Below are 23,618 nucleotides of genomic sequence, written 5' to 3' on the forward strand. Positions count from 1 at the left end.
CAACGATTCTGGCAACTATCCACGGCACGGCCCACAGCCTTGTCGACAACCACCATCGTTCCAAACAGACCGGGCCTGCTCAATCTATGCGAATGCGCCTTATGTTACTGGGCGGCGGGAATGCCCTCGGGCAGGCGCTGATTCGCCTCGGTGCGGAGGAAGATATCGGTTTCCTCGCCCCCAAACCGCCCCAAGACGGCTGGGATGCCGCGAGCCTCACCCAACTGCTCGACGACACCCGTCCCGATGCGTTGATCAACCTCGCCTACTATTTCGACTGGTTCCAGGCCGAAGCGGTCAGCGAAACGCGCCTGGCCGCCCAGGAGTTCGCCATCGAACGCCTGGCCGAACTGTGCCAGCACCATTCGATCACCTTGCTGCAACCGTCCAGCTACCGTGTGTTCGATGGCTCCCGCGCCACCGCCTACAGCGAAAAAGATGAGCCGGTGCCTCTGGGCCTACGTGGCCAGGCGTTGTGGCGTATCGAACAGAGTGTGCGTGCGGCGTGCCCGCAACATGTGTTGCTGCGGTTTGGCTGGTTGCTGGATGACAGCGTCGACGGCACCCTCGGGCGTTTTCTGGAACGGGCCGAACGAGCGGAGCCATTGTTGATGGCCGATGACCGGCGCGGCAACCCGACGCCGGTGGACGACGCCGCACGGGTGATCATTTCGGTGCTCAAGCAACTCGATTGCGCCGCGCCGCTGTGGGGCACCTATCACTATGCCGGCCAGGAGGCGACCACGCCGTTGGCGCTGGGCCAGGCGATCCTCACCGAAGCCCGCGGCTATCATCCGCTGGCCATCGAATCACCCACCGCCCAGGCCCACGCCGCCCGGCCGGACGCCAACGAAGAACCGCAGCACGGCGTGCTCGCCTGCAAGAAAATCCTGCACACCTTCGGCATCAAGCCACGGGCATGGCGGGCGGCGTTGCCGGCCTTGCTGGACCGTTTCTACCGCCGCAGCTGAATGTGAGAGGGGGCTTGCCCCCGATAGCGCTGGGCCAGTCAATGAACCTGTTGACTGACACTTTGCTATCGGGGGCAAGCCCCCTTCCACATGGGTTATGCAGCGCTGGTTAGAGCAGGCTTAGAACTTGTAGCCGATACCCACCATGTAGACCATTGGGTCCACGTCCACATTGACCTTGGCGCGAGTGCCGGCGGCCACAGCGTTGTTGTCCACGGTGGCTTTGGTGCTGATGTCGATGTAGCGCGCCTGGGCGTTGATCATCCACTTGTCGTTGATCATGTAATCCGCACCGATCTGCGCGGCCCAGCCCCAGGAGTTTTCTGCTTTGAAGTTGCTGAAGCCTGCGCTCTCGGCACGGCTGCCGACGTGTTCGTCGTAGATCCAGGTGTAGTTGATACCGGCACCGACGTACGGTTGGAACGCGGATTTTTTATCCAGCGGGTAGTACACGACGCTCAGGGTCGGCGGCAGGTGCTTAAGGGTACCGAGCTTGCCGTTGGCGGCGCCGAGGGCGGTGTTCTTGATCTTCACATCGTGCTCGAACGGGGTAGCAGCCAGCAGTTCGATACCGACGTGGTCGGTGACCATGTAGGCGAAGTTCAAGCCCAGTTGAGTGTCGCTGCTCATGGTCGCCTTGCCGCCGAGGTTGGCGCCGGCCAGAGGGCCCTGGTCAACCTTGACGCTGCCGCTGTCGGCTTTCGGGTTCACGGTGATTGCACCGGCGCGAACCAGAATGTCACCAGCTTCGTGAGCGTGGGCGGCAGGGGCGACGAGGGCGAGCGCGAAGAGGGACGCGCCGAGCAGAGACTTGTTCATGGGAGCTCCAAAGGACGTTAAAAAAGTTGTAGGTCCAATGGTAAAGATCGTTCCGTTCGGTCTTTTGACTCAGCTCAATGAAAGGGCAATAAGCGCTATTCGGGTAGTTCGTACATATAAATTTTCTCGGCGTCCATCTGGTAACCGGCGTCGGCCAGCTCACTGGTGGACGGCTTGACCTGCATCGCGCCCTCGATCCAGTACGGCTGGTACAGCTCATCGAGCTTCACACCGATTTCGCTTTTGACATGCACGATCTGGTTCGACGGCGGCGGCGGCACATGGATGCACGCGCCAAAGTACGGCACCAGCAGAAACTCGGTGGTGCGGCCTTCCTCGCTGACTTCCAACGGCACGATATAACCCGGCAGACGAATATGCTGGCCGTCTAGGCTCTTGACCACCGGCGCATTGGGCAAGTCCTGCTTGGCCGCTGGCGCCGCTTCCACGGACAAGGCATCGGCCATTTTCGACAGGTCGTGCAGCGGCTTCATATTGGGCACTTCCGGCGGCGCGTCCGGCGGAATCATTTCCTGCCAGGACAGATCCCTGGGCGGCTCATCGGCCCAGGTCGGCACGGCCAGCACGAGCAACAGGGCAAACAGGGCACGGCGCATCGAAACCTTCCTCATAAACGAATGGACAGGCCGTCGGCCAGGGATTGTCGATAGGCGCGCCACGCGGGCACGCTGCCCATCAACAGCGCGGCGGCCAGGATACCGGCGAGCAGGGTCCATTCATATTCGCTCGGCCATGACATCGGCAGGTCCAGGCCGTAATTGGCCTGCAAGTAACCGCGCGATGCGGCGATGCACACATAGAGCAAACCAACGCCCGCGGTTACTCCTGACAGCGCCAGGGCGAAGGCTTCGAAGATCAGCAGCGTCGCGATGTGCCACGGTCGCGCACCCACCGAGCGCAAAATCGCCATCTCGCGGCGGCGCTCGTTGAGGCTGGTGAGGATCGCCGTGAGCATGCCGATCAGGCCGGTCAGCACCACGAACAGCGAGATTACAAACAGCGCTTTTTCGGCGGTGCCCATCATGCTCCACAGCTCTTGCAACGCCACGCCCGGCAGGATCGCCAGCATCGGCTCGCCGCGAAATTCGTTGATCTCCCGTTGCAGGGCGAAGGTGGAAATCTTGTTGTTCAGGCCCAGCATAAAAGCGGTGATGGCCTGCGGCGTAAGGTCCATGTTGCGCGCCTGGTCCGCGCTGATCCGGCCTTTGCCTTGGGCGGGGACGCCGTTGTGCCAGTCGATGTGGATCGCTTCCATGCCGCCGAGGCTGATATGCAGCGTGCGGTCCACCGGCGTGCCGGTGCGTTTGAGAATACCGACCACGGTGAACGGCTTGTCATCGTGCTTCACCAGGCTGACCACCGCTACGCCGTGGGCCAGCACCAGTTTGTCGCCGAGTTTATAGTGCAGCGCATCGGCCACTTCGGCGCCGAGCACCACTTCGAACGGGTCGCTGGCAAAGGCGCGGCCGCTGGCCAGTTCGAGGTTCTGCTTGCGGCCGTACTGGTAGTGCTCGAAGTAAGAAGCGTTGGTGCCCATCACGCGGTAGCCGCGGTGGGAGTCGCCGAGGGAAATCGGAATCGCCCATTTCACCTGAGGGCTGGCGGCGAAATGCTCGAAGCTGTCCCAGCGGATGTTGTTGGTGGCGTTGCCAATGCGGAACACCGAGTACAGCAGCAGGTTCACCGAGCCCGAGCGCGCGCCGACGATCAGGTCGGTGCCGCTGATGGTGCTGGCAAAACTATTGCGGGCCTCGACGCGCACCCGCTCCACGGCCAACAACAGGCACACCGACAAAGCGATGGCGAAGGCGGTGAGGATCGCGGTGAAGCGGCGGTTCGCCAGGCTGGCCATGGCTAGACGGAACAGATACATCTCAAACCTCTGCGGGCGTGGCGGCGCGATTGAGTTCGGCCAGCGACAAATGACGGTCGAACAGCGGCGCCAGGCTCTGGTCATGGCTGACGAACAACAGGCTGGCACCGGCGTCGCGGCACTCGGCGAACAGCAGTTGGATAAAGGCTTCGCGGGCGTCGTAGTCCAGGGCCGAGGTGGGTTCGTCGGCGATCACCAGTTCCGGTTGACCGATCAGCGCACGGGCGGCGGCCACCCGTTGTTGCTGGCCGATGGACAGCGAGTCGGCGCGGCGCTCCAGCAGATCCTTGTCTTTCAACCCCAAGTGCGCGAGCAGAGTAGCGGCTGCCTGGTCGACGCTGCCGTGACGCTGGACCGCGCGTTGCGCGCGCAGCTTGGAAAAGTGGCAAGGCAGCTCGACGTTCTCGCGCACCGACAGGAACGGCAACAGGTTGAACTGCTGGAAGATATAGCCGGTGTGGTCAACACGGAAGCGATCCCGGGCACCCGCCGACAGCGCGGTGAGTTCCTGGCCGAGCAGGCGGATGCTGCCTCGGCCGGGCTTCTGCACGCCACCCAGTAAGCCCAGCAACGTGGTTTTACCGCTGCCGCTGGGGCCTTTGAGAAACAGGGTTTCCCCGCGCTCCAGACGAAAGGCGGGGATATCCAGCAACTGAGGATGACCGGGCCAGCTAAAGCCCAGGTCGGACAGTTCGATCAATGGGTGGGTCATGGGCACTCAGAACTTCAAAGTGGCTGCGGTGGCCGTCGCATCAACGCCTTGCTGGCCGCTCGGGCCGATCAGTTGTACCTGAATTTTCTGGGTGGCGGGAAAGGTCTTGAACACTTGGGTCAGGTCCAGATTGCTCAGGGCGCTCGGTGTGGCGCAGGTGAATTGATAGTGAGCGTGGATTTCGCTGTGGTCGTGATGATGCTCATGGGCGGCTGCGCCTTTGCCGTCGGTGGCGTCATCATCGTCGTCGTGATCGGCTTCGGGCTTGTCACCGAACAACGGGCTGTTGAGTTCCTGGGAGCTGACTTTGCAACCGGCGGCCGTGGGCAGGTTGAAGAGGGCAACAGGGTTTTCCAGTTGCTTGCGCGCGGCGGCGACTTTGGCTTTATCGGCGGCGCTGCTGGCCATGTGCTCGAACCCCACCAGGTTCATCGCCGGGCTGTCCAGCTCAAGCTCCAAGGCTTGGCCGTCGAGCACCGCGTTGAGACGAGCGACGCCGTGTTCGTGGGCGCCGAGGCTACCGTGTTCGTGGTCATGGTCCTCATGAGCCTGAGCAACGGCCAGTGGCAGCAGGGCAAACGGCAGGGCAAGCAACAGACGGCGCATGGAAAAGCTCCCGGAGATGAAAGTTTTGTTATGTGATCTTATAACAATAGTGGCAAGAGTTTGACCGCCCGCTTGGCGTTGTGCAAGCCACATGGGAGCATGCCGGTCGGAAAAACTGCGGGAGTAGGGACGATGTTGCGAATTCGTGGAACCATCGGCGACCTGCCGGTGGACTTGACGGTAGAGATGGACGACGGCGATTGGGCCCGCCTGGGCGCGCAATTTCAGACCGCGCCAGTGGCGCCAGCCAGCGCTGCACCGGCAGCCGCGGCGAAGCCCAACGATGACCTATGGCAGGGCGCCCAGGACCTATTGCGCAATGCGGGCCAACTCAGCGGCCTGGAACTGCTCGATCAGTTGGAAGGGCTGGCCGGCGACGCGGCGGCGGGCAAGCGTCTGCTGGTGCGCCTGCGCCACAGCGCCAAGGTCAAAGTGGCCAGCGGCGGGGATACGCCGCTGTACCGTTGGGTCGGCGATTAGTACAGCGCGGCAAACAGCTTGCGGCGGTACGCCGTCACCAGCGGGTGATCGTTGCCCAGCAGTTCGAACACTTGCAGCAAGGTCTTGTGCGGCAAGCCTTCGTTGTAGCTGCGGTTGCGGATGAGCAATTTGAGTAGACCTTCCAGCGCCGCCTCGTATTGCTGGCGGGCCAATTGCTGGATCGTCAGTTGATACGCCGCTTCATCATCCTGCGGGTTCTGGGCCAGACGGCTTTTCAGCTCGGCGGCGTCCGGCAGGTCGGCGGCCTGGCGCAGAAAGGTGATTTGCGCCTTGGCGCCGGCGAGGGCGGCTTTGTGATCGTCGCTTTTCACCGCATCCAGCACGCTCTGGGCTTCGCCCAACTCACCGCGTTCGGCCAGGCAGCGCGCGTAGAGGATCAGCGCACCGGCGTTGGTGTTGTCCTCGCCCAGCAGCGCCACCAATACGGCTTCGGCATCGCTGATACGCCCTTCGGCAAACAACGCCTGGGCCTGCTCCAGCGGGTCCGCCGCGGCCGGCGGCGGCATCTGCACATGGGGCTCCAGCATCGCACGCACCGCCGATTCCGGCTGCGCCCCGGCAAACCCGTCCACCGGTTGACCGTCCTTGAACAGCACAACGGTCGGCAGGCTGCGGATACCAAAGCGCGCGACGATATCCTGCTCGGCATCGCAATCGACCTTGGCCAACAACAACTCGCCCTGATAACTCTCGGCAATCTGCGCCAGCATCGGCATCAACGCCTTGCACGGCGCGCACCACTCGGCCCAGAAATCCACGAGTACAGGTTTGTGGAATGAGTTTTCGATTACCGCCTGGTCGAAGGTGGCAGTGGTGGCGTCGAAGATATACGGGGTGGGCTCACTCATGGGGCGTCTCGAAGAAAGCGGGAATGGGGGCAACTATAAGGGCTGGCGAAAGCTACCGGAAGCAGCAGGGTGCTCAGTTTTCAAGCGCATGCCAAAAAGGGTCCTGATACCAATTGAGAGGGAAGCCCATCGCATTAAGGCTAACGTCGGGAAATTCGCAAATCAGTTGATGCAAGCGTTGATCCCAGTGGCTGTCGGGGCTCACTCGATGTGTCAGATGATTCAAAATGCATAGCGCTGCAAAAATGCGGGTGTGCGGCCCGGGCTGAAAGAGATGTTTGGGCCATAAAAAGTTGGCTTTCTTTGGCAGTTCGGGACGAATGCCTAATTCTCGGTTCCACAGCCGTGAATGATGGGCGCATATGTTTCGAATGGTGGTCAGGGTGTGCAGCCAAGACTGCATCAGGGGAGCCGCAATTCCCAGACGCCTGGCAATCGCCTTTTTGTCCGCGTCTTTCGCCAAGCCTTTATATAAATGGGATAAATCGCCCAGTGTCAGTTCCTCCAACATCGCCCAGCCAGGCATAAGAGGTGGGTGGGCGTAGGTGGCGGGGTAGTGGCGGGCGTAGCTTTCTTTAGCTCTTTGGCGTTTAAGTAGGCCTTTTCTCCTGTCGTCCGCACGGGATCTATCGATGCGCTCGCATTCGCGCTGAAAATCACGCATGGCTGTGGATTGTTTGAAGGACAGCGTCGTAAGCAGCCGCTGATGATCGAACATCTGATGGAACATTCGTGGGTCTATATACCAATGACTGCCATGGGCGGGCCCCATATGGTTGCTGATGACTGCACGAGATGCGATTTCGACTCTCTCGATGGCATCCATGGTCAGTAAGCGAAGCCGTCGATCAAAGTCGTAGAGACGCGTTAACTGACGAAACTGGCTGCCATCACGAAAGCGATGATCGATATCCTCCGGTTGCTGAAACGGTCGCATATAGGGGCTGAGCCTAAAGAAGCTGACCGATTGCAAAAAAGACTCTGCGTGAACCTCATCCTGAACATTCAACCCGCGGTGCTTGAGCAGCTCAAGCTGGGCGCGAACGTCAATGGCGGGTTTGCTGAATGTCCTCATGCTCAAAAAATACCGGGCAAAAAAAACCCGCACAATTTGTGCTTGGTTGCTAAGGCAACCAGAGGCATGGCGGGTGTATTGCTGCAAAGGTTAGGTAGCCGCCCGATTTTTTGCAAGGGCGTTGAGCGCTCAGCAATGATTGAAACTGTTTGGAAAAGCATGCAGATCGATGGTCCAGGCAGCTTGCGAAGGAGGGCATTTTCCATGCACCCGCTTTTGCTGTCTTAACCAATCTATTACTGAAAATCTGTAACGTGCGGGTTTAACGCTTCGAATGGTACAGGCTCACCTTGCGAAACTCCCAAGGCTCGGCCAGGTCCGGCAGGGTCAGGGCATCCAGTATTTCCAAGCGTCGATAGGCGGGGTGTTGGAAGTCCCGCACGCGCGAATCGGCCACCAACGCTTCGCGTCCACGGCTGAGGAAGTGATCCAGCAGTGGCAGGTTGGCGCGGTCGTAGAGCACGTCGGCCACCAGGATCAGGTCGAAGCGGTCGGCTTCGGCGAAAAAATCGGCGGAATAAGCCAGTTCGACGCCGTTGAGTTCGGCATTCGCCCGACAAGACGCGAGTGCCAGCGGGTCAAGGTCGCAGGCCACCACTTCCAGGGCGCCAGCTTTGACGGCGGCGATGCCAGCCACCCCGGAGCCAGCGCCGAAGTCCAGCACGCGCTTGCCCGCAACCCAATCAGGGTGCGCCGCCAGATAGCGGGCCAACGCCAGGCCGCTGGCCCAGCAAAAACTCCAGTAGGGCGGTTCATGCAGGATGCGCCGGGTTTCTTCCTGGCTGAAGGCGCGGTCCATGTTGTCCGCGTCCAGCAGCCATAACGACAAGTCGGCGCCCGGCAGCGCGCAGGGCACCAGATGCGCATCGCCGATCAGCGCACTCAGGGCGCGCTGCAGGTGCAGCGGTGGCGTCATGGTGCTTTGACGAGTTGCAGGGGGCCGGTGGTCTGGGTGATCGCCTGGGTAATGCGCACGGCGGGCAGGTGCAGGATCAACTGGCCGGATTGGCTGGCGCGACCGCGCAACTCAACCCGCGCGCCGGCCGGGAACGCTTCAGGGTTGAATCGCAGGCGGAAGGCCAGGGGTTTGCCGTTGCCGGTCAGCACACTGCTGGCCAGTAATTGTTGCGGGCGCGAGCGATCGTCGATCACCAGCAATGCCATCTCGACCTCGGCGCCGGCGGGCACGTTGGTCAGGCTGCCGTTGATTTCACGTTGGTAGGCCGGCAGCGGGCCGAGGTCTTCGACCCCTGGGACTTTTTTCTCCTGCGCGGGCGTCGGTTGGGGCGCGCTCGGCTTGGGGGCTTCGCTGCTGCAGGCGACCAGAACACTGAACAACGCGAGTAAAACAACAGGTCGTAACTGCATGTACGGCTCCAGAAGGGACAAAATCCGTGGCTTAAAAGAGAAGAAACATAATTGTCAGCCTATATACCGTAAAGGCTATGGCTTGTCTTGCCACGGGGATGCGCTACCATGGCCCTCCCATTTTTTGTTGCCTGCCACCATGCACTGTCCCTTCTGCGGTGCCAACGACACCAAGGTCATCGACTCGCGACTGGTCGCCGAGGGCGATCAAGTACGTCGCCGGCGCGAATGCCTGGCCTCTGGCTGCGGTGAACGTTTCACCACCTTCGAAACCGCCGAACTGGTGTTGCCACGGCTGATCAAGTCCGACGGCAGCCGCCAACCCTTCGACGAAGAAAAACTGCGCGCCGGTATGCAGCGTGCCCTGGAAAAACGCCCGGTGAGCGTCGAGCGGCTGGAAGCGGCCCTGGCGCATATCAAGCACAAGTTGCGTGCCACCGGCGAGCGCGAGGTTAAGAGCCTGGTCGTGGGCGAGCTGGTGATGAGCGAGCTGCAAAAGCTCGACGAAGTCGCCTATATCCGTTTCGCCTCGGTGTACCGACGCTTCCAGGACCTCAACGAGTTCCGCGAAGAGATTGATCGCCTGGCCCGCGAGCCGGCCAAACAATGAACCCGCCTTCCGCCGAACAGGCCGTGCTCGACGCCCACTACATGGCCCGTGCCCTGGAGCTTGCGCGCAAGGGCGTGTACACCACCCATCCCAACCCACGGGTCGGCTGCGTGATCGTGCGCGATGGGCAGATTGTCGGCGAAGGCTGGCATGAGCGCACCGGCGAGCCCCACGCAGAGCCCAATGCCCTGCGCGCCGCCGGCGATAAAGCGCGCGGCGCCACGGTATACGTGACCCTCGAACCTTGCAGCCACCATGGCCGCACGCCGCCGTGCGCCGACGCGCTGGTGAGTGCTGGCGTGGCAAGGGTGGTGGCCGGGATGCAGGACCCCAATCCGGAAGTCGCCGGGCGCGGCATGCAGCGTCTGGCCCAGGCCGGGATCGAAGTGCGCAGCGGCGTGCTGGAAAGCCAGGCGCGAGCGCTGAACCCGGGCTTTCTCAAACGTATGGAACACGGTCTGCCTTTTGTGCGGGTCAAGTTGGCGATGAGCCTGGACGGTCGCACCGCGATGGCCAGCGGCGAAAGCCAGTGGATCACCGGCCCCGCCGCCCGTGCCGCAGTGCAGCGCCTGCGTGCCGAGGCCAGTGTGGTCTTGACCGGTGCCGACACGGTGCTGGCCGACGGCGCGCGGCTGACCGTGCGTGCCGCCGAACTGGGCCTCGATGAAGCCACAACCGCCTTGGCCATGTCGCGCCCGCCGTTGCGCGTGTTGATCGACGGCCGCCTGCGGGTGCCGCTCAATGCGCCGTTCTTCAAGGCCGGCCCGGCACTGGTCATCACCTGCGTGACCCCGGAAAACCAGTTTCCCCGTGGCCCTGAATGCCTGGTAGTACCGGGCGTCGACGGCCAGGTCGACCTGCGTTCGGCGCTGGTGGCGCTTGCTGCGAGGGGCGTCAACGAAGTGCTGGTTGAGGCAGGGCCAAGTCTGGCCGGCGCGTTTGCGCAGCAGGGCCTGGTGGACGAGTACGTGATATTCGTCGCCGGCAAGTTCCTCGGCTCCGCCGCCCGCCCTTTGCTGGACTGGCCGCTTGAGAAACTGGCCGACGCTCCCCAACTCAAGATCACTGACATGCGCGCTGTAGGCGACGACTGGCGAGTCACCGCCATCCCTGTGCCATCAGCCAGCGTATAATTTTCGGCCTGCGCACCGCGCGGCCCCGTTTTCCAGGAGAAGGCCATGTTCACCGGCATTATCGAATCCATCGGCAGCATTCGCGCCATGACCCCCAAGGGCGGCGACGTTCGCCTGCTGGTTGAAACCGGCAAGCTCGACCTGGGCGACGTCAAACTGGGCGACAGCATCGCCGTCAACGGCGTGTGCCTGACAGTCATCGAACTGCCGGGCAATGGCTTTGCCGCCGACGTCAGCCGCGAAACCCTGGACTGCACGGCGATGAACGATCTCAAGGCCGGCAGCCCGGTCAACCTGGAAAAAGCCCTGACCCCGACCACCCGCCTGGGCGGTCACCTGGTCAGCGGCCACGTCGACGGCGTCGGCGAAGTGGTGTCGCGCAGCGAAAACGCGCGGGCGGTGGAATTCCGCATCCGCGCGCCAAAAGACTTGGCCAAGTACATCGCCCACAAAGGCTCGATCACCGTCGACGGCACCAGCCTGACCGTGAACGCCGTCAACGGCGCCGAATTCGAATTGACCATCATCCCGCACACCCTGAGCGAAACCATCATGGCCTCGTACCAGCCGGGTCGCCGGGTGAATCTGGAAGTGGACTTGCTTGCCCGTTACCTGGAGCGCCTGTTGCTGGGCGATAAGGCCGCAGAGCCGACTGCCGGGAACATCACCGAAAGTTTTCTGGCCGCTAATGGCTACCTGAAATCCTGACCAAGGGGGTGCCACGTGGCGCTCAATAGCATCGAAGAACTGGTTGAAGACATCCGCCAAGGCAAGATGGTCATCCTGATGGATGACGAAGACCGCGAGAACGAAGGCGACATCATCATGGCCGCCGAAGCCTGCAAGGCCGAGCACATCAACTTCATGGCCAAGCACGCCCGCGGCCTGATCTGTATGCCCATGAGCCGCGAGCGCTGCGAACTGCTCAAGCTGCCGTTGATGGCGCCGCGTAACGGCTCAGGTTTCGGCACCAAGTTCACCGTATCGATTGAAGCCACCACCGGCGTCACCACCGGCATCTCCGCCGCCGACCGCGCGCGCACCGTGCAGGCCGCCGCCGCCAAGGACGCCAAGGCTGAAGACATCGTCAGCCCCGGCCATATCTTCCCGTTGATGGCCCAACCCGGCGGTACCCTGGCCCGTGCCGGCCACACCGAAGCCGCCTGCGACCTGGCGCGCATGGCCGGTTTCGAACCCAGCGGCGTGATCTGTGAAGTGATGAACGATGACGGCACCATGGCCCGTCGCGCCGAACTCGAAGCGTTTGCCGCCGAACACGGCATCAAGATCGGCACCATCGCCGACCTGATTCACTATCGGATGATCCACGAACGTACCGTTCAGCGGATTGCCGAGCAGCCACTGGACAGCGAACTGGGCCAATTCAACCTGGTGACCTACCGTGATTCGGTGGAAGGCGACGTGCACATGGCCCTGACACTGGGCAATATTTGCGCCGATGAACCGACGCTGGTCCGCGTGCATAACATGGACCCGCTGCGCGACCTGCTGATGGTCAAGCAACCCGGCCGCTGGAGCCTGCGCGCCGCCATGGCCGCGGTTTCCGAGGCTGGCAGCGGCGTGGTGCTGTTGTTGGGCAACCCGGTGGATGGCGACGTTTTGCTCGCGCATATCCGTGAAACCGCCGAGCAGACCCAGGTGAAAACCCCGACCACCTACAGCATTGTCGGTGCCGGTTCGCAGATCCTGCGTGACCTCGGTGTGCGCAAAATGCGCCTGATGAGCGCACCGATGAAATTTAATGCGATATCCGGTTTCGATCTGGAAGTTGTAGAATACGTGCCCTCCGAATAAAGGCCGGCGATTTCTGCCCCTTGTTCGCGGTTAAATCATCACTGAGGGACGCACTTTTCGCGTCCCGGCTCTTTAAGAGATTTGTCGAATGACCCTGAAGACCATCGAAGGTACCTTCATCGCCCCCAAAGGCCGCTATGCCCTGGTGGTTGGCCGCTTCAACAGCTTCGTGGTTGAAAGCCTGGTAAGCGGTGCCGTGGACGCCCTGGTTCGCCACGGTGTGAGCGAGAGCGATATCACGATCATCCGCGCCCCTGGCGCCTTCGAAATTCCGCTGGTTGCGCAAAAAGTGGCCCAACAGGCCGAATACGCTGCAATCATCGCCCTGGGCGCGGTCATTCGGGGCGGCACGCCGCACTTCGAATACGTGGCCGGCGAATGCACCAAGGGCCTGGCCCAGGTGTCCATGGAGTTCGGCGTGCCGGTTGCGTTCGGCGTGCTGACCGTGGATTCCATCGAACAAGCCATCGAGCGTTCCGGCACCAAGGCCGGTAACAAAGGTGCCGAAGCTGCCCTGTCCGCCCTGGAAATGGTCAGCCTGCTGTCGCAGTTGGAGGCCAAGTGATTTCCGACGAGAGCGATCAGTTCAACCCTCAGGACCCACGCCCTGCGGATGCCGGCAAGCCGTCCAAGAGCGAGAAGCGTCGCAAGGCGCGTCAACTTGCGACCCAGGCGCTGTATCAGCGTCATCTGGCAGGTGCTTCGCTGAACGAAATCGAAGCGCAGTTTCGCGTCGATAACGACTTTACCTTCGCCGATCAAAGCTATTTCCACGACATCCTGCACGGCGTTCACGCCAGCTTGACCGAGATCGACACGGCCCTGGCACCTTGCCTGGACCTGACCATCGAGGAACTGGACCCGGTAGAACTGTGCGTAATGCGCCTGTCCACCTGGGAACTGCTCAAGCGCGTCGACGTACCGTACCGCGTGGTGATCAACGAAGGCATCGAGCTGGCGAAAGTCTACGGTTCGACCGACGGCCACAAGTTCGTCAACGGCGTGCTCGATAAGCTGGCTCCGCGCCTGCGCGAAGCCGAAGTGAAGGAACACAAGCGCTGATCCGCGCTTGAGTTCTCGATGGGTGAGTTTGAGCTGATCCGCAAATACTTCGCCGCCGCGCCTTGTGCGCAGGGCGGTGAAGGTATTGCCCTGGGGATCGGCGACGACTGCGCCTTGCTGGCGCTGCCCCCAGGGGAGCAACTGGCAATCTCCACCGATACCCTGGTGGCCGGCGTGCATTTTGCCGACCCCTGCGATCCGTTCCTGCTCGGCCAGCGCTCGTTGGCCGTGGCGGTGAGTGATCTGGCCGCCATGGGCGCCCACCCCCTCGCATTTACCCTTGCACTCACTACGCCGAGCGTCGACGCCGATTGGCTGCAACGCTATGCCCAGGGTTTGAACGCCATGGCGCAACGCTGCGGCGTGGGCTTGGTGGGGGGCGATACCACGCGCGGGCCGCTGAGCCTGACCATGACCGTGTTCGGCCGTGTCCCGGCGGGGCAGGCCCTGACCCGTAGCGGCGCGCAGCCAGGTGATTGGCTATGCGTGGGCGGCGAACTGGGCAACGCCGCCGGCGCCTTGCCGCTGGTGCTAGGCCAGCGCAGCGCCGAGGCGGCCGTCGCCGAGCCGTTATTGGCCCATTACTGGTCGCCGCAACCGCAACTGGCACTGGGATTGGCGCTGCGCGGCAAGGCCACAGCGGCGATGGATATTTCCGATGGGCTATTGGCCGATTGTGGGCATATCGCCAAAGCCTCGGCTGTCAGCCTGGTCATTGAGCGGCAGGCGCTGCCATTGTCCAAAGCTCTTTTGGCATTCGTTGGTGACGAGCAGGCGCGGGTGGCCGCCCTGAGCGGTGGCGACGACTATGTGCTGGCCTTTACCCTGCCGCCCGCGCAGCTGGCGCCGTTGCTGGGCGACGGCTGGCCGATTCATGTGATCGGCCGGGTCGAGGCAGGCCAGGGCGTGACACTGCTTGACGCCAATGGCCAGGACATCACACCCGCCGTGCGTGGCTACCAACATTTTCGCGATGCACCCTGAAGCGGTGGCCTAGGCTACCCTCAATAGCGTAATCCCTGATGCAAGGCTCTGTAGGAGGTCGCCCCCATGGGTGCACGCCGCTGGTTGCTGACACTGCTGTGCTCCGCCGCGACGCTGTTGCAGGCGCAGGAGACTCCCGTGTCACCTGCCAAGGTTACGCTGGCCAGTGAGGCGTGGGACGGCTACACCAATGCCGACGGCAGCGGCCTGGCCTGGGACGTGATGCGCAAGGTATTCGAGCCGGCGGGATTCACTGTTCAAACCCGCACCGAGCCCTACACCCGAGCGGTTGGCTTGGCCCAGCGCGGCGAGGTGGACGGCTGGGTCGGTTCGTACCGTGACGAAGTCGAGGATGTGCTGTATCCCCGCTGGCACTACGATTCCGATCCCATTTACGCCCTCGGCCTGGCCACGTCCAAGGCGCCGAGCCTGGCCACGCTGGGGGAGTATCGCCTGGCCTGGGTGCATGGCTACAAATACGAGGCCTACTTGCCGAACGTACGACGTTTCAACCAGATACGTCGGCGCGACGGTATTTTGCCGATGCTGCAGCACGGACGAGCTGACTTCTACATCGATGCCTTTACCGAGGCACAGGAAGTCCTCAATCAGGCGCAAGACCCGTCGATCTTTCAGTTGACCCATCTGACCCAACTACCGCTTTACGTGGGTTTTGCCGATACCGAGCAGGGGCGGGGCCTGCGGAACGTGTTTGATCGGCGTATGGATGTGCTGGTGAAAAGCGGCGAACTCAAACCGATTTTCCAGCATTGGAAACAGCCCTATCCATTCTGACCTGCATAGAACCGAGTTGAAGGCCAATCGAACCGATTGATCTTTATCAGCGATCATTCAGCTTAAGCGTCTGTCAGAACCTGCTGTTACAATGCCGCCTCTGTGAAATCTGAAATCAGGAGCACACGGTGCCCGTCGTTTTCGTCGCCGCTTCCAAGCTGCCTACCCCTTTTGCCACGTTCACCATGAGCGGCTTTCTTGAAGAAGCCACCGGGCGCGAGCACGTTGTGCTCAGCCTGGGCGACATCGCCGATGGCGAACCCGTGCTTGGCCGTCTGCACTCTGAGTGCCTGACCGGCGATGCGTTGTTCAGCCAGCGCTGCGACTGCGGCTCGCAGCTCGAAGCCGCGCTGCAGGCCATCGCCCGGGAAGGTCGTGGCGTGTTGCTGTATTTGCGTCAGGAAGGCCGCGGCATTGGCCTGCTGAACAAAATCCGCGCCTACGAATTGCAGGATGGCGGCGCCGATACTGTGGAAGCCAACGAACGTCTGGGTTTCGCGGCCGATCAGCGTGACTACGCGATCTGCCTGCCGATGCTTGAGCACCTGGGGGTCAAATCCCTGCGCCTGATGACCAACAATCCGCGCAAGGTCAAGGCCTTGACCGACATGGGCATCACCGTGGCCGAGCGCGTGCCGCTGCACACGGGGCAAAACCCGCACAACAAGCTCTACCTGGCGACCAAGGCCAGCAAGCTCGACCACATGATGGGCAACGAGCATCAGGGTGAGGTAGACCGCGCGTGACTCGGGGCCAGGTCAAGCGTCGGCTGTCCGTCAACTGGTGGCAGTATCTGGCCCTGGCGCTGTTGCCCTTGTTTGTGATCAACCTGGTGTTTGGCCAGGCTGAATCCTTGCTACCGGTGTTGGCCATGCCGTTTTTTATCGCGGGTGTGGCCTCGATGTTCCTCAGCCTGCGCTACTTCAACGGCTATAAACACGCGTTGATCGCCACCTCCAAAGCCCTCGACACCGCCGAAGAACCCGGCGCCTGGATCACCTTGGCGGCCCGTCGCCGTACGGCGCTGCTGGTGGCCGCGCTGCCCGCGTGGATCGGTGCGCTGGCGGTGTTCGTCGGCCTGGAGGCGGTGCCGTTGTTTCTATTGGCGCTGTCGACGATGGTGCTGTTTTACCTCTACCGCATCCCGCGTCAGTTGGGATGATGCGCCGCTGGCTGGCGCTGCTGGTGTTGGCGCTGAGTGCCCAGGCCCTGGCGGCCGAGCGGGTGGTCAGCCTGGCGCCGTCGCTGTCGGAAATCGTGATGGAACTGGGTGCCGCCGACCTGCTGGTGGGCCTGCTCGACGGTGGCGAGCGCCCAGCGGCATTGGCGCAGGTGCCTTCCGTGGGGCGTTACGGGCAGTTGGACATGGAACGCCTGCTCAGCCTCAAGCCGGACCTGATCCTACTGTGGCCCGGCAGCGTCGGCCCGGCCCAGCGCGCGCAGTTGCAGCGTTTGAATATCCCGGTGTACGTCGCCGAACCCCACAATCTCGAACAACTCACCACCCAGGTTCAGGCCATCGCCGAGCGGCTTGGGCGTGCCGACGCCGGCCGGCAATTGGCCGAGCAGTTGCGCCAGCGCCTGGCCGAACTGCGTCAGCGCTACCGACGTGCCGAACCTTTACGAGTGTTTTACCAGGTGTGGAACTCGCCGCTGTACACCGTGGGCGGTGGGCAGATCATCAGCGACGCGTTGACGGTCTGCGGCGCACGCAATGTGTTCGACGACCTCAAACTGCCGGCGCCGCAAGTCAGTATCGAGTCGGTGTTGCAGCGCAATCCCGAGCTGATTCTGGTCAGCGATCAAGCGCAAATGGACGCCTGGAAAGCCTGGCCAACCATGGCCGATCGCGTACGGCAGGTGCCCGATAAAGGCCTGGAGCGGCCCAGTGGGCAGATGCTGGAGGCGGTGGGGCGGTTGTGCCAGGTAATTGCGCCGGACCTGTGACTGGAGCCTCAGATTTCCGGAGTCCAGGTCACACCGAACAGCCATACCCGACCTTCTTCGCGGTAATCCTGATTGTTGATAAACATCGGATCGTTATAGCTGTAACGCGCCCGCGCGTAGGACTTGTCCAGTAGGTTGTCGACCTTCAGCGACAGCGCCACTTCCCGATTGATCGCCCAACGGCTGCGCAGCCCCAGCAACGCATAACCGCCCAGGCGTTGTGCATTGTCGGCATCGTCATAGCTGCTGCTGATTGCCTGCCAGCTGGCGCCGAGGCCGAGTTGATCGAATTGCCGGTCCAGGTCCAGGCTCAACGTTCGCCGTGCGCGCCGGGCCAGGGTATGGCCGGTGCTACGGTCGCGCGGGTCGATAATCGACAACCCCAGATTGCCCTGCCAGCCGAACAGGTCCTGCTTGAGCGCCGCTTCCATGCCGTTGATACGCGCCGACGCCACATTCTGCGGCTTGCCCGTGCTGTCGAGGATGATTGCGTCGCTCAAGTCCGTGCGGTACAGCGAGGCCTCCAGGCGCGTGCTGTCACTGAGCTGGCTGCGCCACTGCAATTCGTAGCTCTTGGAGGTTTCGGGTTGCAGGTCGGGGTTGCTGTACCGCGTGTCGGGGTAATACAGGTCGTTGAAGGTGGGGGCGCGAAAGCCTTCGCTGTAGCTCAGCAACACATCATTGTCGGGGTTGATCGGCAAGGTCAGCGTGCCGCTCCAACTGTTCTGCGCGCCGAACTGCTGATTCTGGTCACGGCGCAGGCCCAGTTCCGTGGAAAACCACTCACTGTGAAAGCGATGCTGCACAAAGGCCGCGCGGTTCCAGCGGCTGTTTTCACTGAACGCGGTGGAGCCGTGGAAGCGGTCTTCATACCAGTCACCGCCGAGGATCAGGCTGTTGTGTTCGTCCAGGGTCAGGTCGTTCTGCCAGTTGACCGAGTCGCGGTAGGTGTTGAACACGCTGAAGTCGTCGCTGAGGGTGTCGCGCTTGGTGTCGCGGTTCTCGCTGTAGCCCAGTTCCAGGCGTGACTGCCAGCGCGGGTTGAACGTGGCATCGAGGTAACCGCTGGCACTGCTGACGGTGTAATCGGTGTAGGGCTTTTGCCCCAGCGTCTGGCCGCTGGCGGCGTCGTAGCGGCCGAAACTGTTGTCGTACTCCGACTTGCCCCGACTATCGAGCAGGTTGAAACCCGCCTCCAGCGCCTCGCTGAATGAATGGCTGAGGTTAAGACTGAGGGACTGGTTACGGTAAGCATCGTGGTCGCCGTCAGTGGGAAAGGACGTGTGGGTCGAGTTGATGCCAGCGGTTTCATCCAGGCTTGCGCCCAGGTTGAACCGCGTGTGTTCATCCCCGCCTGACAGACCGAGGCTGCGCTGCCAGGTCTGAAGACTGCCAAAGCCCAAGGTCAGACGTGGCTGCAAGCCTTGCTCGGCGTTGCGTCGGGTGAAGACTTGAATTACCCCGCCAATTGCATCGCTGCCGTAGATCACCGAGCGTGAGCCGCGCAGCACTTCCACGCGCTCGATCTGATCGACACTGATGTATTGCAGGCCGCTATCGCCGGAGGTGGTATTGGCGATGCGCTGGCCGTCCACCAGCACCAGGCTTTGAGCGGACTTGGTGCCGCGCAGGTAGATCCCCGGCAAACTGCCACGCCCGCCGGTGGGCGCCACTTGCACGCCAGGCACGCGGTTGAGCAGGTCGGTAAGGCTGGTCGGTTGCAGGCGGTCGATATCGTCGCGGGTGAACACCGTGTTGGCGGCGCTGCTGTCATTGCGCGCCTGGACCTGGCGGTTGGAGCTGATGACGATATCGGGGAGTTTCAGCGCATCGTCGCGGGTGTCGGCGAGCAATTGCGGGGAGGGCAGGAGCAGCAAGGCAAGGTACAGGTGTTTCATGGGCTGTCCATGGCGTTGAGGAGGGCACAAATCAAATGTGGGAGGGAGCTTGCCCCCTCCCACATTCTTTTGGTCCCGGTTTCTACAGGCCCAACAGCGCCATGCGGTTGCGCACAGAGGCTTCAATCCCGGCCTCATCCAGCCCGCATTCGGCCAGCATCTGCGCCGGCTTGGCATGCTCGACGTACACATCCGGCAAGCCCAGGTGCAGCACCGACTTGAGGATATTCTCCCGCGCCAGGTACTCGCTGACCGCTGCACCGGCGCCGCCCATGATGGCGTTTTCTTCCACCGTGACCAGCAACTCGTGACTGCCGGCGATCTCGCGCACCAGCGCTTCATCCAGAGGTTTGACAAAGCGCATGTCGACCACCGTGGCGTCGATCTTCTCGGCGACTTTCAAGGCTTCGGCCAATTGCACGCCGAATACCAGGAACGCCACCTGGCTGCCCTGGCGACGCACGACGCCCTTACCGATCTCGATGGGCTCCAGGTCTTTTTCGATCACGGCGTTCGGACCGTTGCCGCGTGGGTAGCGCACCGCAGCCGGGCCGTTGTACAGATGGCCGGTACTGAGCATCTTACGCAATTCGTTTTCGTCGCTCGGCGTCATCACCAGCATGCCGGGGATGCAGCGCAGGTAGGACAAGTCGAAACTGCCGGCGTGGGTCGGGCCGTCTTCGCCCACCAGGCCGGCGCGGTCGATGGCGAACAGCACGTCGAGGTTCTGCACGGCCACGTCATGCACCAATTGGTCGTAACCGCGCTGCAGGAAGGTGGAGTAGATCGCGACCACGGGCTTGGCGCCTTCGCAGGCCATGCCGGCGGCGAACGTCACCGCGTGTTGCTCGGCAATCGCCACGTCGAAGTAGCGCAGCGGGAAACGCTCGCTGAACGCCACCAGATCCGAGCCTTCCTTCATCGCCGGAGTGATGCCCACCAGGCGCGAGTCGGCGGCGGCCATGTCGCACAGCCACTCGCCGAACACCCCGGAATACTTCGGCCCGCTGGCCTTTTTCGGCGCGGCGGCGGGAGCGTCCAGCGGTTCGAGCTTGGTGATCGCGTGATAACCGATCGGGTCGACTTCCGCCGGGGCGAAGCCTTTGCCTTTTTTGGTGACGATATGCAGGAACTGCGGGCCCTTGAGGTCACGCATATTGCGCAGCGTGGCGATCAGGGTCGGCAGGTCGTGGCCATCGATGGGGCCGATGTAGTTCCAGCCCAGTTCCTCGAACAAGGTGCCGGGCACCAGCATGCCCTTGGCGTATTCTTCGGTGCGCCGGGCAATTTCCCACGCGCCGGGCAGACGCGAGAGTACCTTTTTGCTGCCTTCGCGCATGCTGGCGTACGTACGGCTGGAAAGGATCTTGGCCAGGTAGTTGGACAAGCCGCCGACATTGCGCGAGATCGACATGTCGTTGTCGTTGAGGATCACCAGCATGTTGGCGTCCACTTCCGGCGCGTGGTTCAGCGCTTCGAACGCCATGCCGGCGGTCAGTGCACCATCGCCGATCACGGCAATCGCTTTGCGATCACTGTTTTGCAGGCGGGCGGCAATCGCCATGCCCAGTGCCGCACTGATGGACGTGCTGGAGTGGCCGACGCCAAAGGTGTCGTACTCGCTCTCCGAACGACGCGGGAAGGCGGCGACGCCGTCCTTCTGGCGCAGCGTGCTCATGCGCTCGCGACGGCCGGTGAGGATTTTATGCGGATACGCCTGATGGCCCACGTCCCACACCAGCCGGTCGTCCGGGGTGTCGAACACGTAATGCAGGGCGATGGTCAGCTCGATGACGCCCAGGCCGGCACCGAAATGCCCACCGGTCTGACCGACCGTGTAGAGCAATTCCAGGCGCAATTCATCGGCCAGGGTTTCCAGCTCGGCTTCACCCAGACGACGCAGGCCGTCCGGCGTGGCAGCACGGTCGAGCAGGGGCGTGGACGGGCGCTTGCGGGGAATCTCTTGAAACGTCGTGGGCATCAGGCGAATCGTTATAGGTATAGAAAGAGGCGGCAGTTTACCTCAAGCATCGCAAACTGCCCACGCGGAGCGCCGAACTTGGCCGATATGCGGCCGTAATGGCCGTGGTTATCAGTGGCGGCGTTCGACGATATACCGCGCCAGGTTACGCAACGGCTCGGCCGCCGCGTCGAAAGGTCGCAGGGCCGCCAGGGCCTGGTCGAGCAGTTCCAGGGCGTAGGCCTTGGCAGCATCGAGCCCGAGCAGCGCAGGATAGGTCGGCTTGTCCCGGGCGATATCGGCGCCCTGGCGTTTGCCCAGGGTGGCGGTGTCACTTTCCACGTCGAGAATGTCGTCCTGCACCTGGAAAGCCAGGCCGATGGCCTGGGAGTAGGTCTGCAAGGCCGCCAATTGCGCAGGCTGCGCATGGCCGCTGGCCAGCGCGCCCAACTGCACGGCGGCCTCTATCAGCGCACCGGTCTTGTGGCGATGCATGTGTTCGAGTGCTTTTTGATCCAGCTTGAGACTGACCGAGCCCATGTCGATGGCCTGCCCGCCGACCATCCCGGCCGGGCCCGCAGCCTGCGCCAGTGTGGTGACCATGCGCAGGCGGATCTCGGCGTTGACGCTGCTCAGGCGCGGGTCCAGCAATGCGCTGAACGCCAGGCTTTGCAGGCCATCACCGGCCAGGATGGCATAGGCTTCATCGAAGGCTTTATGAGTGGTGGGCTGGCCGCGACGCAGATCGTCGTCGTCCATGGCCGGCAAATCGTCATGTACCAGGGAATACGCGTGAATCAACTCCACCGCGCACGCGGCGCCATTGGCCTGCTCGGCCGGCGCGCCCAGCGCTTCACAGGCTGCGTACGCCAGCAAAGGGCGCACGCGCTTGCCGCCATTCATCACGCTGTAACGCATGGCTTCATAGAGGCGATTCATTTCCGGGCTTGGCGCTACGAACAAGGGTTCCAGCGCCGCATTCACCCGGGCTTGGCTACTGGCCTGATACGCGTCGATCATTCCGGCTGTTCCGCGTCGAAAGGTTCTTCGGCCAACTCCCCGTCACGTTCCAGCAACACCTGCACCTTCTGCTCCGCCTGCGCCAACGCGCTCTGACAGTCGCGGGTCAGGCCGATGCCTTGCTCAAACGCTGTCAGCGAGTCCTCCAGCGACAACTCGCCGTTCTCCAGACGCTCGACCAGAGCTTGCAGGTCAGCGAGGGATTGTTCGAAATCGAGTGCAACTTTTTTGCGGGCCATGGCGGCTATTCCGGTAGACGGTAAACCGGCGCGACACTAGCAGACATGGGGATTCTGGGCAAATGAGCGGGGTGTCACTTGCCTGCTGTATTGACCTGATAACGCGTGCTGCGGCCGCCTCCGGGCAGACGAACCAAGCAGTTTTTTTCCAGCAGGTCAGCCAGGTGTCGCGTCGCTGTCGCCTTGGATACCTTTGCCACCGCTTGGTACTGCGCTGCGCTGATGCCGTGTTCGAAGCCCTTCTCATCACCGTCGAGCAGGCGATTGAGGACCTTGATTTGTTCAGCAGACAAAGGGAGGTCGCGGTGTTGCTGCCAGAACCGACTCTTTCCCAGCACTCGGTCAATCCGCGCCATTGCCTGCTGCACGCTGCGTAACAGGGTTTTAAGGAACCACTCCAGCCAGTCAGTGATATCCAGTGAGGCCTTCTGGCTGGATTCCAGTGCGTTGTAGTAGCCGGTGCGGTCTTCGAGGATGCTGGCTGACATGGCATAGAAACGGATGGCCTGGTGTTCACCCTGGGCCAGTGCCAAATCGGTGATAGCGCGTGTCAGGCGACCATTGCCGTCATCGAAGGGATGCAGTGTGACAAACCAGAAGTGCGCGACGCCGGCGCGTACCAATGGGTCCAGTTCCGGCTGATCGCGGCTGGTTTCGAACCACTCCAGAAAATCCGCCAGTGCCTGCTCCAGTCCCAGACGTGGCGGGGCCTCGAAATGCACGGTCGGCCGATCAAGCCGGCCCGACACGACTTGCATTGGCTCATCTCCCCTCAAGGATCCAATATTGAGCGCTCGAGCGGTATAGCCCGCTTCCGGGACCGGGAACAATAAGTGATGCCATTTCAATAGGCGGGCGAGGGTAAACGGCTGGGTGAATTGTTGAGTGGCATCCATCATCAACTCGGCGAGGCCTTCGCTGCGGCGGCTTACCTGACCGTCTTCCATCGCTTCCAGGCCCATCCGCCTTGCCAGGGACGAGCGCACCGAGCCGACATTCAACTGTTCACCCTCAATCGCCGAGGACGTCAGGATATTTTGCAGCAGCGCATCCAGTTCATTCTGTGCGCTGACTGGCTGGCTGACGGAGCCGAGCATGCCCAGCAATTTGCCCTGGGCTTGTCCGCAATCGCGCAGCAACGCCGCGAGGCGACCGGGTTGCCAGTGGAAGTGCGGCCAGTCGGCGTGTTGCCAGATCCAGTGCGGATGAGCCATGGTGGAATGCCTGGGGTGCGTGAGCCGAATAAAGGGGTTATTCGGCTCATTTGGTGAGCCGATTGTGCTGCGGATTTGGCTCAGGGTCTAGGCTGGTGGTGGGTGTTTTCGTGAGCACGCCATAAAGTCCACCTTCTAGGCCGAAAT

28 protein-coding genes are annotated in these 23,618 nt (G+C 62.3%); 14 read left to right on the top strand and 14 right to left on the bottom strand.

Features of this window, described 5'->3' with window-relative positions; genetic code table 11:
• Positions 1-86: 86 nt before the first annotated feature.
• Entirely contained in the window at positions 87-971 is an 885-nt protein-coding gene (locus K1567_RS19580) for a sugar nucleotide-binding protein (protein WP_040265596.1), read from the top strand.
• A gap of 120 nt (positions 972-1,091) precedes the next feature.
• Here the strand turns inward: K1567_RS19580 and K1567_RS19585 are convergent, their stop codons facing one another.
• The 5 genes from K1567_RS19585 to K1567_RS19605 form a co-directional block, all read right to left on the bottom strand.
• Positions 1,092-1,790 (bottom strand): OmpW family protein, encoded by a 699-nt coding sequence (locus K1567_RS19585; RefSeq protein ID WP_034100978.1) that lies wholly within the window; start codon positions 1,788-1,790, stop codon positions 1,092-1,094.
• 95 nt (positions 1,791-1,885) lie between these two features.
• Positions 1,886-2,407: a DUF3299 domain-containing protein gene (locus K1567_RS19590; protein WP_034100977.1), complete on the bottom strand. Its 522-nt coding sequence runs from the start codon at positions 2,405-2,407 to the stop codon at positions 1,886-1,888.
• An 11-nt stretch (positions 2,408-2,418) separates the two neighbouring features.
• Positions 2,419-3,684 carry an ABC transporter permease gene (locus tag K1567_RS19595; protein WP_034100976.1) on the bottom strand — a complete coding sequence of 422 codons (1,266 nt, stop codon included), beginning with the start codon at positions 3,682-3,684 and terminating at the stop codon, positions 2,419-2,421.
• A 1-nt stretch (position 3,685) separates the two neighbouring features.
• On the bottom strand, positions 3,686-4,396 hold the full coding sequence (locus tag K1567_RS19600; protein WP_034100975.1) for an ABC transporter ATP-binding protein: 711 nt from the start codon (positions 4,394-4,396) through the stop codon (positions 3,686-3,688).
• Positions 4,397-4,402: 6 nt separating this feature from the next.
• On the bottom strand, positions 4,403-5,002 hold the full coding sequence (locus K1567_RS19605; RefSeq protein WP_034115247.1) for a DUF2796 domain-containing protein: 600 nt from the start codon (positions 5,000-5,002) through the stop codon (positions 4,403-4,405).
• A 132-nt stretch (positions 5,003-5,134) separates the two neighbouring features.
• Here K1567_RS19605 and K1567_RS19610 point away from each other — a divergent pair, with 132 nt between their 5' ends.
• The gene (locus K1567_RS19610; protein WP_034100973.1) at positions 5,135-5,482 is read left to right on the top strand and encodes a hypothetical protein; all 348 of its coding nucleotides are present in this window, start codon (positions 5,135-5,137) and stop codon (positions 5,480-5,482) included.
• On the opposite strand, the gene trxA is transcribed toward K1567_RS19610, so the two are convergent.
• Complete coding sequence (gene trxA, locus K1567_RS19615; protein WP_034100972.1) at positions 5,479-6,351, bottom strand: thioredoxin; 873 nt, start codon at positions 6,349-6,351, stop codon at positions 5,479-5,481. The genes K1567_RS19610 and trxA overlap by 4 nt on opposite strands.
• Before the next feature lie 73 nt (positions 6,352-6,424).
• Positions 6,425-7,324: an Abi family protein gene (locus K1567_RS19620; protein WP_309295759.1), complete on the bottom strand. Its 900-nt coding sequence runs from the start codon at positions 7,322-7,324 to the stop codon at positions 6,425-6,427.
• Positions 7,325-7,336: 12 nt separating this feature from the next.
• Between K1567_RS19620 and K1567_RS19625 the strand changes: the two genes are divergently transcribed.
• Positions 7,337-7,654 carry a hypothetical protein gene (locus K1567_RS19625; RefSeq protein ID WP_169868935.1) on the top strand — a complete coding sequence of 106 codons (318 nt, stop codon included), beginning with the start codon at positions 7,337-7,339 and terminating at the stop codon, positions 7,652-7,654.
• Between the two features lie 34 nt (positions 7,655-7,688).
• Here K1567_RS19625 and K1567_RS19630 read toward each other — a convergent pair whose 3' ends face one another.
• Both K1567_RS19630 and K1567_RS19635 read right to left on the bottom strand, forming a co-directional pair.
• Entirely contained in the window at positions 7,689-8,342 is a 654-nt protein-coding gene (locus tag K1567_RS19630; RefSeq protein WP_169868943.1) for a methyltransferase, read from the bottom strand.
• The gene (locus tag K1567_RS19635; protein WP_034100970.1) at positions 8,339-8,794 is read right to left on the bottom strand and encodes a YbaY family lipoprotein; all 456 of its coding nucleotides are present in this window, start codon (positions 8,792-8,794) and stop codon (positions 8,339-8,341) included. Before K1567_RS19635 ends, K1567_RS19630 begins: the two co-directional genes overlap by 4 nt.
• 139 nt (positions 8,795-8,933) lie before the next feature.
• On the opposite strand from K1567_RS19635, the gene nrdR reads away from it, so the two are divergent.
• The 11 genes from nrdR (at position 8,934) to K1567_RS19690 (ending at position 17,140) form a co-directional block, all read left to right on the top strand.
• On the top strand, positions 8,934-9,404 hold the full coding sequence (nrdR, locus tag K1567_RS19640) for a transcriptional regulator NrdR (RefSeq protein ID WP_026067112.1): 471 nt from the start codon (positions 8,934-8,936) through the stop codon (positions 9,402-9,404).
• On the top strand, positions 9,401-10,537 hold the full coding sequence (gene ribD / locus K1567_RS19645; RefSeq protein WP_034115244.1) for a bifunctional diaminohydroxyphosphoribosylaminopyrimidine deaminase/5-amino-6-(5-phosphoribosylamino)uracil reductase RibD: 1,137 nt from the start codon (positions 9,401-9,403) through the stop codon (positions 10,535-10,537). The genes nrdR and ribD overlap by 4 nt, the downstream gene beginning before the upstream one ends.
• A gap of 45 nt (positions 10,538-10,582) precedes the next feature.
• Complete coding sequence (locus tag K1567_RS19650) at positions 10,583-11,245, top strand: riboflavin synthase (protein ID WP_034100967.1); 663 nt, start codon at positions 10,583-10,585, stop codon at positions 11,243-11,245.
• 15 nt (positions 11,246-11,260) lie between these two features.
• Entirely contained in the window at positions 11,261-12,352 is a 1,092-nt protein-coding gene (gene ribBA, locus K1567_RS19655) for a bifunctional 3,4-dihydroxy-2-butanone-4-phosphate synthase/GTP cyclohydrolase II (RefSeq protein WP_034100966.1), read from the top strand.
• Between the two features lie 88 nt (positions 12,353-12,440).
• Positions 12,441-12,917, top strand: a complete 477-nt coding sequence (ribE, locus tag K1567_RS19660; RefSeq protein WP_034100965.1) for a 6,7-dimethyl-8-ribityllumazine synthase — start codon at positions 12,441-12,443, stop codon at positions 12,915-12,917.
• Positions 12,914-13,414 carry a transcription antitermination factor NusB gene (gene nusB / locus K1567_RS19665; protein ID WP_034100964.1) on the top strand — a complete coding sequence of 167 codons (501 nt, stop codon included), beginning with the start codon at positions 12,914-12,916 and terminating at the stop codon, positions 13,412-13,414. The genes ribE and nusB overlap by 4 nt, the downstream gene beginning before the upstream one ends.
• Before the next feature lie 18 nt (positions 13,415-13,432).
• The gene (gene thiL / locus K1567_RS19670; RefSeq protein WP_047882871.1) at positions 13,433-14,398 is read left to right on the top strand and encodes a thiamine-phosphate kinase; all 966 of its coding nucleotides are present in this window, start codon (positions 13,433-13,435) and stop codon (positions 14,396-14,398) included.
• A 66-nt stretch (positions 14,399-14,464) separates the two neighbouring features.
• Positions 14,465-15,193, top strand: a complete 729-nt coding sequence (locus K1567_RS19675; protein WP_213548101.1) for an ABC transporter substrate-binding protein — start codon at positions 14,465-14,467, stop codon at positions 15,191-15,193.
• A 128-nt stretch (positions 15,194-15,321) separates the two neighbouring features.
• Positions 15,322-15,939, top strand: coding sequence for a GTP cyclohydrolase II (ribA, locus tag K1567_RS19680; RefSeq protein ID WP_034100961.1), 618 nt, complete (start codon positions 15,322-15,324; stop codon positions 15,937-15,939).
• Positions 15,936-16,355, top strand: a complete 420-nt coding sequence (locus tag K1567_RS19685; RefSeq protein WP_034100960.1) for a hypothetical protein — start codon at positions 15,936-15,938, stop codon at positions 16,353-16,355. Before ribA ends, K1567_RS19685 begins: the two co-directional genes overlap by 4 nt.
• Entirely contained in the window at positions 16,352-17,140 is a 789-nt protein-coding gene (locus K1567_RS19690) for a cobalamin-binding protein (RefSeq protein WP_047882872.1), read from the top strand. Before K1567_RS19685 ends, K1567_RS19690 begins: the two co-directional genes overlap by 4 nt.
• Before the next feature lie 8 nt (positions 17,141-17,148).
• Here the strand turns inward: K1567_RS19690 and K1567_RS19695 are convergent, their stop codons facing one another.
• The 5 genes from K1567_RS19695 to K1567_RS19715 all read right to left on the bottom strand — a co-directional run bounded on the left by K1567_RS19695 (position 17,149) and on the right by K1567_RS19715 (position 23,471).
• Positions 17,149-19,038 carry a TonB-dependent receptor domain-containing protein gene (locus K1567_RS19695; RefSeq protein ID WP_220698786.1) on the bottom strand — a complete coding sequence of 630 codons (1,890 nt, stop codon included), beginning with the start codon at positions 19,036-19,038 and terminating at the stop codon, positions 17,149-17,151.
• Between the two features lie 82 nt (positions 19,039-19,120).
• The gene (dxs, locus tag K1567_RS19700; RefSeq protein WP_034100957.1) at positions 19,121-21,019 is read right to left on the bottom strand and encodes a 1-deoxy-D-xylulose-5-phosphate synthase; all 1,899 of its coding nucleotides are present in this window, start codon (positions 21,017-21,019) and stop codon (positions 19,121-19,123) included.
• A gap of 111 nt (positions 21,020-21,130) precedes the next feature.
• Entirely contained in the window at positions 21,131-22,018 is an 888-nt protein-coding gene (ispA, locus tag K1567_RS19705) for a (2E,6E)-farnesyl diphosphate synthase (protein ID WP_220698787.1), read from the bottom strand.
• A complete protein-coding gene (locus K1567_RS19710) occupies positions 22,015-22,257 on the bottom strand; it encodes an exodeoxyribonuclease VII small subunit (RefSeq protein WP_003194556.1) in 243 nt (80 codons plus the stop codon). The genes ispA and K1567_RS19710 overlap by 4 nt, the downstream gene beginning before the upstream one ends.
• Positions 22,258-22,331: 74 nt before the next feature.
• Positions 22,332-23,471 carry a Fic family protein gene (locus tag K1567_RS19715; RefSeq protein ID WP_034115240.1) on the bottom strand — a complete coding sequence of 380 codons (1,140 nt, stop codon included), beginning with the start codon at positions 23,469-23,471 and terminating at the stop codon, positions 22,332-22,334.
• Positions 23,472-23,618 lie beyond the last annotated feature (147 nt).

The sequence above is a fragment of the Pseudomonas sp. S5F11 genome, from assembly GCF_019641515.1.
In the GTDB taxonomy this organism is placed as follows: Bacteria; Pseudomonadota; Gammaproteobacteria; order Pseudomonadales; family Pseudomonadaceae; genus Aquipseudomonas; species Aquipseudomonas rhodesiae.